This window comes from Capnocytophaga granulosa ATCC 51502 (assembly GCF_000411115.1).
GTDB lineage: Bacteria > Bacteroidota > Bacteroidia > Flavobacteriales > Flavobacteriaceae > Capnocytophaga > Capnocytophaga granulosa.
This window is the reverse complement of record NZ_KE150242.1, coordinates 654,552-668,477: the sequence shown is the minus strand read 5'-3', so window position 1 is coordinate 668,477 and position 13,926 is coordinate 654,552. Positions and strand designations below refer to the sequence as shown.

General features: G+C 37.0%; 10 protein-coding genes. 4 read left to right on the top strand and 6 right to left on the bottom strand.

Going from position 1 to position 13,926, the window contains the following annotated elements; genetic code table 11:
* The first annotated feature begins 146 nt into the window (after positions 1-146).
* Both HMPREF9331_RS02975 and HMPREF9331_RS02970 read left to right on the top strand, forming a co-directional pair.
* The gene (locus HMPREF9331_RS02975) at positions 147-1,082 is read left to right on the top strand and encodes a sulfite exporter TauE/SafE family protein (protein WP_016419676.1); all 936 of its coding nucleotides are present in this window, start codon (positions 147-149) and stop codon (positions 1,080-1,082) included.
* A 12-nt stretch (positions 1,083-1,094) separates the two neighbouring features.
* A complete protein-coding gene (locus HMPREF9331_RS02970; RefSeq protein ID WP_016419675.1) occupies positions 1,095-2,042 on the top strand; it encodes a peptidylprolyl isomerase in 948 nt (315 codons plus the stop codon).
* Between the two features lie 378 nt (positions 2,043-2,420).
* Here the strand turns inward: HMPREF9331_RS02970 and HMPREF9331_RS02965 are convergent, their stop codons facing one another.
* Positions 2,421-3,158, bottom strand: a complete 738-nt coding sequence (locus tag HMPREF9331_RS02965; protein ID WP_016419674.1) for a ZIP family metal transporter — start codon at positions 3,156-3,158, stop codon at positions 2,421-2,423.
* 124 nt (positions 3,159-3,282) lie between these two features.
* On the opposite strand from HMPREF9331_RS02965, the gene HMPREF9331_RS02960 reads away from it, so the two are divergent.
* Positions 3,283-4,299 carry a quinone-dependent dihydroorotate dehydrogenase gene (locus tag HMPREF9331_RS02960; RefSeq protein ID WP_016419673.1) on the top strand — a complete coding sequence of 339 codons (1,017 nt, stop codon included), beginning with the start codon at positions 3,283-3,285 and terminating at the stop codon, positions 4,297-4,299.
* A gap of 71 nt (positions 4,300-4,370) precedes the next feature.
* Here the strand turns inward: HMPREF9331_RS02960 and purH are convergent, their stop codons facing one another.
* From purH to HMPREF9331_RS12695, 5 genes are all read right to left on the bottom strand, one after another.
* Positions 4,371-5,903 (bottom strand): bifunctional phosphoribosylaminoimidazolecarboxamide formyltransferase/IMP cyclohydrolase, encoded by a 1,533-nt coding sequence (gene purH, locus HMPREF9331_RS02955; protein WP_016419672.1) that lies wholly within the window; start codon positions 5,901-5,903, stop codon positions 4,371-4,373.
* 71 nt (positions 5,904-5,974) lie between these two features.
* Positions 5,975-6,682, bottom strand: coding sequence for a WG repeat-containing protein (locus tag HMPREF9331_RS02950; RefSeq protein ID WP_016419671.1), 708 nt, complete (start codon positions 6,680-6,682; stop codon positions 5,975-5,977).
* Positions 6,679-7,632 carry a methyltransferase gene (locus tag HMPREF9331_RS02945; RefSeq protein ID WP_016419670.1) on the bottom strand — a complete coding sequence of 318 codons (954 nt, stop codon included), beginning with the start codon at positions 7,630-7,632 and terminating at the stop codon, positions 6,679-6,681. Before HMPREF9331_RS02945 ends, HMPREF9331_RS02950 begins: the two co-directional genes overlap by 4 nt.
* Positions 7,622-9,052 carry a tyrosine-protein phosphatase gene (locus tag HMPREF9331_RS02940; protein ID WP_016419669.1) on the bottom strand — a complete coding sequence of 477 codons (1,431 nt, stop codon included), beginning with the start codon at positions 9,050-9,052 and terminating at the stop codon, positions 7,622-7,624. The genes HMPREF9331_RS02945 and HMPREF9331_RS02940 overlap by 11 nt, the downstream gene beginning before the upstream one ends.
* Positions 9,052-11,352 (bottom strand): glycosyltransferase, encoded by a 2,301-nt coding sequence (locus HMPREF9331_RS12695; protein ID WP_016419668.1) that lies wholly within the window; start codon positions 11,350-11,352, stop codon positions 9,052-9,054. The genes HMPREF9331_RS02940 and HMPREF9331_RS12695 overlap by 1 nt, the downstream gene beginning before the upstream one ends.
* Positions 11,353-11,712: 360 nt before the next feature.
* Here HMPREF9331_RS12695 and HMPREF9331_RS02930 point away from each other — a divergent pair, with 360 nt between their 5' ends.
* Positions 11,713-13,917 (top strand): RelA/SpoT family protein, encoded by a 2,205-nt coding sequence (locus HMPREF9331_RS02930; protein ID WP_016419666.1) that lies wholly within the window; start codon positions 11,713-11,715, stop codon positions 13,915-13,917.
* The last annotated feature ends 9 nt before the right edge of the window (positions 13,918-13,926 follow it).

The following is a 13,926-nucleotide window of genomic DNA, read 5'->3' as shown; positions in this document are numbered from 1 at the left end:
TCTAAGTCTTATAATTTAGGTCAAAAGTACGTATTTTTTTTGATATAGGAGAGTGTTTGCTGAAAAATAATTGTTATTGCTTTATGGTTATAAAAAAAAGTTATACCTTTGCCCTTTGTTTCAGCGACCTTATAATTGTATCATACATGAAAGAATTTAATAAAAATGAAACTAACGAAACCGTTGTGGCACAGCCCTATTCGCTTAAGCGACAGAAACGGAATCGCTTATTTTTGTTTTTAACCTTTTTCCTTTTATTGACCATTACCCTTTATACTATATATACAGCCGAGACCTTTGTCCCTTTGAAAAACTATTTAGCTCAAGATAACTATTTGTTTTATTGGATGATATTGGCAGGCTGTGGAGCGGAGATTGTAGCAGGCTCCATGGGTATGGGCTATGGGGTGATCTGTGCAACTGTTTTGCTGATGATGAATGTAGACCCACGCGCTATCAGTGGCAGTATTCATGCTTCCGAAACCATTACCTCAGCGGCTGGGAGCATCAGCCATTTTAAGCTCAAGAATATGGATAAGGAGCTGATCAAAAGGCTCTTAGTACCTGCTATCGCGGGGACTATATTGGGTGCCTTATTGCTGCTATATCTCGGTGATGAGGGGAGCCGCTGGGCTAAGTTCACCAAGCCATTTATTGCCATTTATACCATTATCTTAGGGGTTAAGATTCTTTATAATGGGGTTCGTGGGAAAGTCGAGAATAAGCAAGTGAGAACTATACCTTTGGGCTTATTTGCAGGTTTCGTGGATGCTTTCACCGGAGGAGGCTGGGGGCCATTGGTTACCAGTGCTTTTATCAAGAATGGGCATACACCTCGCTATGTGATAGGGGTTTCTACCTTTACCAATTTTGCCATTACAGTGGTCAGTACTCTTATCTTTATCACCGTGCCAGAAGCGATTAACTGGCGTATTGCCTTGGGGCTTATCATAGGGGGAGTGCTCACAGCACCTGTTTCGGCCTTGGTTACCTCCAAGCTCCACACAAGGAAGATTTTCTTTATTATAGGTGCCCTGATTATCTTCATGGGGCTTACTACTATTTACAAAGCTATTTTTTAAAATATTTGTCTTATGGATATAAACAAATTAGAGAACGGGATTTATGCACAAATCCATACGGCTAAGGGAGATATACTCCTTCGCCTGACTTATGAGAAAACCCCTGCTACAGTGGCTAATTTTGTAGCTTTAGCAGAAGGGAAAATGAAGAACAACGCCAAGGCAGCGGGCGTGCCTTTCTACGATGGACTGAAGTTCCACCGTGTCATTGCCGACTTTATGATACAAGGGGGCTGCCCCTTAGGGACAGGTACAGGTACCCCTGGTTACCGCTTTGACGATGAGTTCCACCCAGACCTAAAGCATGACCGTGCAGGTATTCTCTCCATGGCCAATGCAGGGCCTGGTACCAACGGAAGTCAGTTCTTTATTACTCACCGAGCTACACCTCACCTGGACAACAAACATACAGTATTCGGCTATGTAGTAGAGGGGCAAAATGTGGTAGATAGCATTGCCCAAAACGACAAAATAGAGTCAGTGAAGATTATCCGAGTAGGCAAAGAGGCTCAAGAGTGGGATGCGCTTGCTGCTTTCCAGAAGTTTAACGCAGAAAAACAACAACGTATAGAGGCTGAAAAACGCAAACAACAGGAGGCTTTGGCCAAACATACGGAAGGTTTTGACAAAACCCCCTCTGGTCTTTTCTATAAAATTACTGAAAAAGGAAATGGCAAGAAGGCTAAAAAGGGTGATCAAGTGGCCGTACATTACACAGGAATGCTCTTGGATGGTAAGGTGTTTGACTCCTCTCTCTATCGTGGCCAGCCGCTCAACTTTACCGTAGGGGTAGGCCAGGTGATAGAAGGTTGGGACGAAGGTATCCTTCTGCTTAGTGAGGGTGATAAGGCGCGCCTTGTGATTCCTTCAGATTTGGCCTACGGCTCACAAGGAGCAGGGGGTGTGATCCCTCCCAATGCTGCTTTAATCTTTGACGTAGAACTCGTCAGAATAAAGTAAAAGATAAAAGGAAAAAAGCGAATCAATAGTTAAAATATTATTCACTGACTTTCTAAGACGCAATAAATTGCGTCTCTACCCTAACGCTGGCTAAGACAATTCCTGATTAGCGTAGTCATCCGTAGAGACGCAATTTATTGCGTCTTAACGAATTAGATTATACAGATATTTTTTAACTATTAATTCAAATTATAGTCAAACAGAAATGGTTTGCGAAAAATTAGCATGAGCAGGTGTAGGGGCTAATGGCAATTAGCCCTTGAAAGAGAGCGAATTAGGAATGAACCCCTTGCCTTATTTATTCGCATTTTATTCGCATTCTAAATATGATTGACTATAAGAGTACATTCTTTACTTTTTACCTTTTACTTTTTATTTTTATAAAGGGTATGCCAGTGCAAATCCCAGTACAATCACACCTAGTTTTAGGTAGTTGAAATGGTGATTCTCGGAGGTTTCAAAGAGGATTACTGAGGAGATATGTAGAAAAATACCTATGACAATGGCACTCATTTGCGTATGATAGGCCACTAATTGGGGTACTGTATTGGCTAAGAAAGCGCCAAAAGGAGTCATTAGAGAGAAAAGGAAGAGGAAAATAAGTGTTTTCTTCGTACCTATACCCGAATCCAAAAAGAAAATAGTCAGTACCATGGCGATAGGCAGGTGATGGATAAAGATGCCATACACCATATTGCTGTGGGCATGTAAGGGAAAGCCCTCTAGAATAGAGTGAATACTTAGGCTGATGAAAAGCCCCCAAGGGAATTGGGTTCTTAGTCCCTTGGCAGGGGAGTGGAAGTGGCCATGTTCGGCACCATGAGAGAAAAACTCTAAGACAATCTGCAAGAGAATCCCTATAATAATCCATATACCTATTGTCTTTCCAACGTCATGGGTGTGTGCCTCATCCAAATCGGCTGTATGTAGGGAAGAATCACTCTCAAATACTGCATGATAGATCTCTGGAATAAGCGTAAAGACTGTCATACCCAAAAGAAAAGCCCCACTAAAGGCCAAAAGTAGCTTGATACGACTCTTATTATTGGGTTTTATCCATAGAACCAAGCAAACTCCTATGATAATGGAGAGGAAAGGAAGTAGATAATTTTTCATAGCTTGTAGCTTAGTATAAGCATTTGTTTCAAGGGGGCAAAGTTACTGCTTTTTTCCCAAGAAAAAAAGCAGAAAAACAGGTAAAAATTCAACTAAAAATTGTATATTTGCAATAAAAATCACCATGTATAAGCGTATTATTCGCCCCTTATTATTTCTCTTTGACCCAGAGAAGGTACATCATTTTACCTTTGGTTGGCTCAAGTTTGTCAATCGTATTCCGCTGGTTCCCGCTCTTCTGAGGGCTCGTTATCAGCTAAAGGACAAGCGATTGGAGCGAGAGGTGTTCGGAATTAAGTTTCCCAATCCTGTCGGTCTAGCAGCAGGATTGGATAAGAATGCAGAGCTTTTCTCAGAACTTTCTTCCCTTGGTTTTGGCTTTATAGAGATAGGTACCGTAACACCTAAGCCCCAACCTGGAAATCCTCGTAAGCGCTTATTCCGCTTGGTAGAGGACAAAGGGATTATCAACCGTATGGGCTTTAATAACGACGGAGTAGAGGCAATTATTGCCCGACTAAAGAAGAACAAACAGGTGATCATAGGGGGGAATATAGGAAAGAACAAATGGACAGAGAATGAGAAGGCTCATGAGGATTATCTCTATTGCTTTGGACAATTAGCTCCTTATGTGGATTATTTTGTGGTAAATGTCAGCTCTCCCAATACACCTAATCTGCGTTCTCTACAAGAAAAAGAACCACTACAGAAGCTACTGACACTCTTGCAAGAGGCTAACGGAAAACTCCCCAAGCCCAAACCTATATTACTGAAAATAGCTCCAGACCTTACGGACGAACAGCTATTGGATATTATAGACATAGTAAAACAAACCTCCATAGCAGGGGTCATAGCAACCAATACTACCATAAGCAGAGACGGATTGGCATCGCCTAACAGGGTAGAAACAGGAGGTCTCAGTGGCAAACCCTTAACCAAGCGCTCTACTGAGGTGATACGTTTCTTAGCCGAGAAGAGTGGCCATAGTTTCCCTATCATAGGGGTCGGAGGCATACACTCCCCAGAAGATGCTCTAGAGAAACTCCATGCAGGGGCGAGCTTAGTACAACTCTTCACAGGCTTTATCTACGAAGGCCCCGCACTAATTAAGCGCATCAACAAAGCCTTATTAAGTGAATAACGAAAAGTGAAGAGTGAAAAGCGGCTATCCACTTTTCACTCTTCACTTTTCGTTTTTCACTGTTCACTTCATTAGTGTTTAAAGTGTCGTATACCTGTCATCACCATAGCTACTTGATGGGTATTACAGTACTCTATACTTAGATTGTCTTTGATAGAGCCTCCTGGCTGGATTACACTGCGAATCCCCTCGTTATGAGCTATTTCCACACAGTCAGGGAAAGGGAAGAATGCATCGCTGGCCATAACAGCTCCCTCAAGGGAGAACTTGAACTCTTTAGCCTTTTCGATGGCCTGCTTGAGGGCATCCACACGGCTAGTTTGTCCTGTTCCAGAGGCTAGAAGTTGTTTGTTTTTAGCCAGTACAATGGTGTTGGATTTGGTGTGTTTGCATATCTTAGAGGCAAAAAGTAGGTCTTCCAAGTCCTCAGTCGATGGTTTCTGGTCTGTAACATAAGAAATATCGGAGACAGCATCAGTTTTAAGGTCTCTATCTTGCCATAGATAGCCATTGAGGCAAGAGCGAAGGGAAGTTTGTGGCAAAGAGATCTGCTTTTGTACCAGTAGAATACGGTTTTTCTTACCCTCAAGTAGCTCCAAAGCTTCTTTTTCATAGTCAGGAGCAATTACCACTTCACAAAATAGAGGGTTGATGGCCTCGGCTGTTGCCTTGTCTATAGGGTGATTGGCGATAAGAATCCCTCCAAAGGCTGAAACAGGATCGCAGGAAAGGGCAGTATTATAAGCCTCCAATAGAGTAGGGCGCGTGGCAATACCACAAGTGTTGTTATGTTTTAGAATAGCAAAGGTAGGGTCTTCATGTGCAAATTCGCTCATAAGGTTTACCGCTGCATCTACATCTAAGAGGTTGTTATAGGAGAGTTCTTTGCCGTGTAGTTTGGTGAAAAGAGCATCAAAATCGCCATAGAACACCCCTTTCTGATGAGGATTCTCTCCATAGCGGAGTACTTGTGCTTTGTCTTCGCTTACTCTGAGCAGTTGGGCGGAGTGATCAGTATTGAAGTAGTTGAAAATAGCCGTATCATATCTTGAAGAAGTGGCAAAAGCATGTAGGGCAAACTGCTTTCTCTCGGCAAGGGTAGTTTCTCCTTTGCCTTCAGAGAGAACTTTCAGCAGGGCAGGGTAGTCTTCTTTGGAAGACACACAGAGAGTATCGTTGAAGTTCTTAGCGGCAGCGCGGATAAGGGAGATACCTCCTATGTCAATCTTTTCAATAATATCTTGTTCATTCGCCCCATTGGCAACGGTTTGCTCGAAAGGATACAAATCCACGATTACTAAGTCTATCTGAGGAATATCGTAGGTTTGCATCTGTTCTTGGTCAGAAGCATTACCTTGTCGGTTTAGGATACCCCCGAAGATCTTAGGGTGTAGGGTTTTGACTCTTCCTCCAAGGATAGAGGGGTATTGGGTAATATCCTCTACCGCTACCACAGGGATATTGAGGGATTTGATAAAGGCTTCTGTACCTCCAGTGGAATACATAACAATACCTAAATCATTCATTTTCTGGATAATAGGCTCAAGACCATCTTTGTTAAAGACAGAAACCAAAGCCGAATGGATGCGTTTTTTTTGTTCCATTACTTTATGAGATTTGTTTGACAAAAGAGAGCACAAAAGTAATTATTTTTTAGGAAATTACAAAATATAATTTAAGGAATAAGAAAGACTATTTCTCCTTTTTCATTTATAATCTTCTTTTTATATTCAAATGTTGTAATCAAAGCATGACCATTATAAAAAGGTTCTATAAGTAAATATCTTTCATTATATAAGGCCTCTCCTTTTTTATTGATATGAAACCATCCTTTTGAATCTCTCGCAGTAGCAAAATTTTTGTGAAACACTCCCAAATCAATAAATTGTTTATCATTAACATAATTCCCTTGTAAATCAATATGTTTAAAATAATTATTATATAAACGTACACAAGCTATTCCATCTTTATAGTCCCCTGCATAGGCATATCTCTCCATATACAATTCATTACCTAATAAATCAATATGATAATATTTATTTTGTTCATCTCTTACGGTACAGTAATTTTCTTGATAATTACCAACCCATAGAAAATTTTTTGAGTATACTCTTTCTCCTTTTTCATTAATATGAAACCATTTATTATTATCATCAATTACAGCTGCTCTTTTATCATAGAACCCAAAAGTTCTCTTATATCTACAAGTATAAAGAGGTTCTCCTTCAGTAGTGATATGATAAGCACCACTCTCATCTAATACAGGAGCAAGTCCTGGATCATGAAACTTTAGTACTTCTATAAATTTCTTATTGAACAAAATATTTCCATTATATAGAAAAGAAGTATTATTCTGTGTTATTTTTATATCTTTCCAATTCATTTTTTAAATATTAAGATATTTTGTAATTCATTCAATTTTATTTCTTGACAAAATTTAAAATTTCTCTTATCAGCAAGTAAACAATATTCTTTTGACGTTCGTTCATAACTCTCGCATATAACAGCCATATTTAAAGATAAAAGAGAAATATCTATTTCTGTTTTATCAATGCAATTTTCAATAACATACAAGGTGCCATCATCATTTAAGGCATCAAAACAGTTTTTAAGTATTTGTAGAGCTTTCTTATCATTCCAATCATGTAATATCCTTGAAAGAATAATAGCATCTGTTTTTGTTGGTATTGGATCAAAAAAACTACCTCCTATTTTTTGTATATTAGTAGCAGATACTTTTTCTATTACTTTCTCTAAATCAAATAGAATACATTTTAAAGTAGGATACTTTGATTGAATGTTGTTGATAAGAGCACCATACCCCCCTCCCACATCTATTATTGAGTTATGTTTACTAAAATCAATAATGTTAGGGAGATTTTTATAATCATCTTTTGCATATTGATACATTGCTTTGTGATAATTGTTTAATTCTTTTGGGTTTTCGTCCAAATAATCGAAGAAAGGGAGTCCGTATATTTTCTCAAAAGCATTTTTGCCTGTTTTTATAGAATATGGTAGTTCTTGCCATGCTCTAAGGTGCTCCTTACTCCAATTCAAGCAAGCATATTTGAGGCTTTCAGAATGATCTTCCGTTAGGAACTCCGATAAACTATTGATGCTATATAAATCTTCTTTCTTAGTTAAGAATTTTATGTTTGCTAAAGCCTCTAATAGGTGAAATAATGTTTTTTCATATAAGAATAATTCATTTGCTAATTGTTTGGCTGTTTTTGGAACTTTTAAAGCATCAAATAAATTTAGTTCGCAAGCAGTACTTACAGCTAAATATCCCCAATACTCAGTGAAAAATGATTTAAGTTTATTTCTCATTAGCAGTCAATTTTTCTTTTAGAGATATTATTTCTTCTTGTTGCAAACCACAACTCAATAAATAAGGAATGATACCGCCTTCATTGGTTATGACTTCAAGGGCGGCATTAAGTTTTGAGATTTCAGTATCTACTTCACTTGCTAAATAATCTTCATAAACTATCTCCATATTGGCACCAACTAATAAGTGTAGAAGAGAGATTAAGATACCTGTTCTATCTTTCCCCGCAAAACAATGAATAGCAATAGCTCCCCTATCTTCTTTCAGGATTGAAAGCATAGCAGTACGAATACTATCTTTACAGCATAATAAGAAAAAACGATAAGCTATTTCTATGTCTGTACCATAGTGGTAATGTTCTTTGAACCAGTCTGGCTGTTCCCAAGGATCAAAAGGAGCTAATACATATTTAAAATTCTGAGTAAAAGATGTTGGATAGGGAAGTTCTTTAATTTCTCTATTAGCACGTAACTCAATAATTGTTTTTATATTGGTATCTCTAATAAGTTCTTCAAAGAAATCACTCTCTAAAAAAGAGACAAAATTAGCTGTTCTATATATAATTCCTTTTTTTATCAATGGATTATAAAGGCTTATATCTCTAAAATTCCAAAAATAATCTCTTTTGTAGATATATTCACAGAAATTTTTCACCTCTTCTTTTTGTTTTTCTGTTACAAGATTAGTAAGTGTTTTGTAAAAAAAATCTAATAATTTTCTCTTCTGCCTATTAGCCTTTGTTAGTAATATTTCACCATGTAGCTCATATATCTCTTTACGTTTATCATCATTAGGAAGACTACTTACAAAACGTTTGGGTAGGAAATTGAATTGTGTATTTCCTATAGACAGTTGATGAAGTTGTATGGCTTTATGTAGGGCTATATTGTAAAAGAAATAGAACTGATAGGCATCACTTCTCTTATGCATGGTTGAGGCATTTTCAAATTGATAGATAAATTCATCTACTAATTCATCTATATATTTAGATGTATTAATATCATTTTTGTTCTCTGTAATTTTCCTTAAATAGGTAATAAGTTTATTTTTCCAAGAATTATTAGCATATAGAATAGTTCTATCAACATTCATGATTTCTGACCCTACATAGAACCTATTAATATCTTTGGATTCTGTATAAAAGCTAAATTCTATTTTTGGACTATATAGAAAATAGGCTATAATTTTATGTTTTACTTCTAGTTTTCTTACAGAAAAAATATTTTCTTGAAAGCATTTTTCAATAACTGAAATAAAATTATTTATATCAAAAGATGAGGTTACCAATATTTGAATATCAATATCTGAATTAGCTGTTGCTGAACCTCTAGCAAAAGAGCCATAAAGAATGGCAAATTCTATTCCTTCTATTTTAGAGAAAATAGTTTTAAGTTTCTGTATAGTTTCTGTTTGTTTCATTATGGTTTACGCATATTACAAGTTTTACATAAAGGAATTTGTTTGTAGGTAGAAATTAAATCAGTATAATTTTTACTGTTTAAGATGCTTTCAATAGTATTGTTTTCTATATTGCCGAAATCTCCCAATGTCTGTCGCATCTCATCTGGAGCACAACAAGGAGAAATTTTGCCTGTAGGAGAAATCCATAATTCTTTTCCTAAGAAGGGACAATTGTAATTCTCAGGTATTTCTTGCGATTCGTTTATTTCAATTGGGATAATGTTTTCTAAAATCACCTTTTCTCCATTAGGTTTTCTATATTTTTCTTGAGCTTCATGCGCTTGTCTTACATATTTATTCCATTGTAAGATACTTTCAGTAGAATGTTTCATTGATAAATTTTTTATCTCATTAAAGTGAGCCCAAAGCTGATGGCCTTTCACTCTATCAACATCCAATTCAGCTGCCAAAGCTATTATATCTGCTAATTCATGCATGTTATTTTGCATAAAAGTTAGCTGAAAAGTGACTCTACATTTATGTCCTATTGTTTTAAAGTGTTCATTACGAATACGAATAAATTCTTTTACATTAGCAAGAGCTTCATCAAAATTAATCTTTAACATTATTTTTTGAGCCGTTTGTGCAGTAGCTCCATTCCAACTTATTTTTACATCTGTAGTTATAGGAACTAATAATTTTGCCCATTCAGTAACACTTTTTTCTGTAGTTTTAGGGAAAGTGCCATTAGTTGTCAGATTCATTTTGATATTATATTTATAGCAAAGTTCTACTATATAAGCGAAATGTTTGTATAGTAAAGGTTCTCCCATAGTAGAAGGTATAATTTCTTTCACACCTAATGTTTTAGCCTGTTGAAAGATATTTTCTAACCATTCTTTTGGCATTCTACGCCTTTTCCCATTTAGTTTTTCTTTGATAAATTTAGAGAAAGGGCTATGTTCCTCACACATAGTGCAACTCAAATTGCAATCCTCTGGATTAGTATCAAGAGTTATTCGCCATAATTTATATTTTTTAGAAATATGATTTTGGTAAATAGTTTCTAGTTGCATACAATGCTCTTCTATATTAGGGATTGCTCCGTTTGCTGAATATAAATAGCCAACATTTCCTAATTCTTCCATTTTTTTAGGATTTGATATAGCAAAATTTAATTGTTCTACTAAAGAGTCTACATCTCTATGTTTAAATAATAAACCATTTACATTATGGGCTACATATTCTTTCATTCCTCCAAAATTTGCTGTAATTACAGGAATTTTGCAGGCTTGAGCTTCGTGAATTACCAAGGGAGAGTTTTCTCCCCAAATACTAGGAACCACTATACAGTCAACTTTAGAAAAGACATCATTCACCAAATTTTGATTTATATATTCACCTAAGAACTCTATCTCATTTTTTGAAGAAGAAGCCATTGCTCGTAAGGCTTTGGTACTTTGTCCATTTTCTCTTCCAAATATTTTAAGAATAGCAGGTTTTTCTGTTTTTTTAAACGCTTCTATTAATAGATTAATACCTTTTGCAGGTATATGAGTACCTATATATCCAAAAGTATAGGGTTCTTTCTTTTTTGTTTTTTCTGTAGGTATTAAATAATCAGTAGGAAAACCGTAATCTAAGTAGATAATCTTTTCTTTTGGGATATGAAAATCTTTTTCAAAACGATATTTTAGATATTGGGAAGGTGCTATAAACAAATCTACTTTGTCAACAATTTTTTTAGTTTCCTGCATTCGTTGGCGAACCCATGTTTCCCATTGTTTAGTATCACTTGCTTCATTATCTTTTATTCCACTAAAATATACTTTATAGCAATCTATTGCACATTTCTTATTATCTTGATGAGTACATAACTGAAAATTGCCTTCAACTTTACCTATACTTCTGGTTAGGAACTGTCCTCTTGGACACATTAACCAAAAATCATGTAGTGTATATATAATAGGGATTTCAAATTGATTTAATACATCAACTAATCCTGTGGAAAGATGGTTTAAATGACCTATATGAGCAATGTCAGGTCGAAGTTTCTCTAATAAAGAAGTGAAAACATCATCTATTTGTTGATGCCTATAACCATCTTTCCCTTGTGGATGATTTACTAGATAAAGAGTTAAATTTTTATTAACCTTTTTTTCTCTGATAGAAAAACAAGGTGCATAGGGATTTTCCTCTCTTGTAAATACAGATATTTTATGGTGTTTTGACAGTTCATTACAGATGGATTGACTATAAACTTCAGAACCAGCATTGTATTGGGGGGGATAACCATGAATAATTTTTAAAATATGCATCTTAAAATAGATTTGTTTGTTTGGCAAAAATAGAAAAAAAATAGAAATAAAAAATATAATAATTAGAAATATTTTTTAAGTATAAAAAGGTTGTCTAATGCGTTGATTTTTAATAATATATTTTAGTCTCTATTTTAGGTAAATATTTAAAAGGGATCGTTTAGATTTGTATGAATAATTCTAGATTAATTATTGGGGTTTATTAATTTTTATAATCATTTGAATATAATCTACGAAATTTGAGTTGTTTATAAATAAACGAGAAGTTTTGATAATTATCATTGATTTTTTCAGTTAAAAAACTTTTTTAATCGAAGAAAAAAACGTAATATAGCCCTTGATTAGAGAAATGTAATTTTTATGGAAACAGAATACTATACCCCGGAAGAAAGCAAAGAAATTGCCAAAAGATATAAAGACCTCTTACGTGAAAGCTATCAGACCCTCAGCGAAGAGGATAAGAAGCTGATTCGTAAGGCTTTCGATGTAGCTGTGGATGCTCATAAGGAGCAGCGCCGCAAGAGTGGAGAGCCTTATATATTTCACCCCATAGCCGTGGCTAAGATCGTAGCTTACGATATAGGCCTTGATGCGGTATCTATTGCTGCGGCCTTGCTGCACGATGTAGTGGAGGATACTCCTATTACTATAGAAGAGATTGCGCGAGATTTTGGTGATGTGATTGCTAAGATTGTCAAAGGTCTCACCAAAATATCCAGCCTTAGCCGCGATACCGATGTTTCCTTACAAGCGGAGAACTTCCGCAAGATGCTCCTAACGCTTAACGATGATGTGAGGGTCATCCTTATCAAGATAGCCGACCGTTTGCACAATATGCAGACCATGGATGCCATGCCTACCTACAAGCAACAGAAAATAGCCTCCGAAACACTCTTTATCTATGCGCCTTTGGCACACCGAATTGGGCTGTACAATATCAAGACCGAGCTGGAGGACTTGGGACTTAAATACACCGAGCCTGAACAATATTACGCGATTTTGGGTAAAATGGAAGAGTCCAAGGAGGAACAACTCCAGTATATCGAAGAGTTCTCCGAAACGGTGAAAACAGCCTTGGACAAGGAGAAAGTAGATTATTACATCAAGGGACGACCCAAATCTATTTACTCTATCTATAAGAAGATGGTGGCCAAAAAGATTCCTTTTGAGGAGGTGTATGACAAGTTTGCCATTCGTATTATTTATAAGAGCACGCCTGAAAATGAGAAGTTTTTGGCTTGGAAGATCTATTCTATAGTTACCGATTATTTTCGTCCCAACCCTACACGACTTAGGGATTGGCTTTCCTCTCCTAAGAGTACAGGCTATGAGGCCTTGCATATTACCGTAGTAGGGCCTAAGAACAAATGGGTGGAGGTACAGATTCGCAGCGAGCGTATGCACGAGATTGCTGAGAAAGGCTATGCCGCTCACTTCAAGTACAAACATGGTCAGCAGAATGAGCGGGGTATAGAACAGTGGCTCAACCGCTTGCAAGAGGTTTTGGAGGATAGCGAGGCCAATGCAGTAGAGTTTGTCCAAGAGTTCAAAATGAACCTCTATGCCGATGAGATATTTGTCTTTACCCCCAATGGAGAAATAAAATCCTTACCCAAAGGGGCAACTCCGCTGGATTTTGCCTTTAGTATCCATACTGAAGTGGGGATGCACACCCGTGGGGCTAAGGTCAATGGAAAGCTCGTTCCGCTAAACTACAAGCTCAGAAGTGGAGAACAGGTGGAGATTATCACCGCTGAGAATGCCTCGCCCAATGCCAACTGGTTGGACTATGCCACTACCACTAAAGCCATAGCCAAAATCAAGGGCGCACTCAAGGAAAACCGAAAGAAAATAGCCGAAGAAGGAAAGGAAATACTAAGACGCAAGCTAAAGCAGCTCAAGGTAACATTGGACGAGAAGGTGACCAATGATATGGTCGCTTATTTCAAAACTAAAACAAGCCAAGATGTCTTCTATCAAATGGCCACAGGAGAGATTAACAACCAGATGCTCAAGAACTTTGTCTCCAGCAGAAGCACGGCCTCATCTTTCTTTAACTTCTTTAGGAAGAAACCTACTATCGCCATAGCACCTGAAAAGACCAAAGATGCCCATGACTATGATATGATTGTCTTTGGAAAGGACGAGCAGGTTTTGGACTATAGCTTTTCCAAGTGCTGTACCCCTATTCCAGGAGACGATATCTTTGGTTATATAGCCGTCAATGGCGGAAGTATCAAGGTACATAAGAAGGATTGTCCCAATGCGCTCTCCATGTTCTCCAACTATGCCTATAGAATTATTCCTGCCAAGTGGATAAAATCCACTGAGCGAGAGTATGAAACTTCTATCAAGATTATAGGGGTGGATAGGAAAGGCTTGGCCGCTGAGATTACTAACCTAATTTCCCATAAGGGAATAGGTATGAACAACATACAACTCATGAGCAAGGGCGGTATCTTTGAGGGAGAAATTACCCTTTTGGTCTCCAATACCGAGGCCTTAAATTCCCTCTTGGATAGTCTTAAAAAACTCAATGGGGTAGAGAAGGTGTTTAGAGAATAATTAAATCAA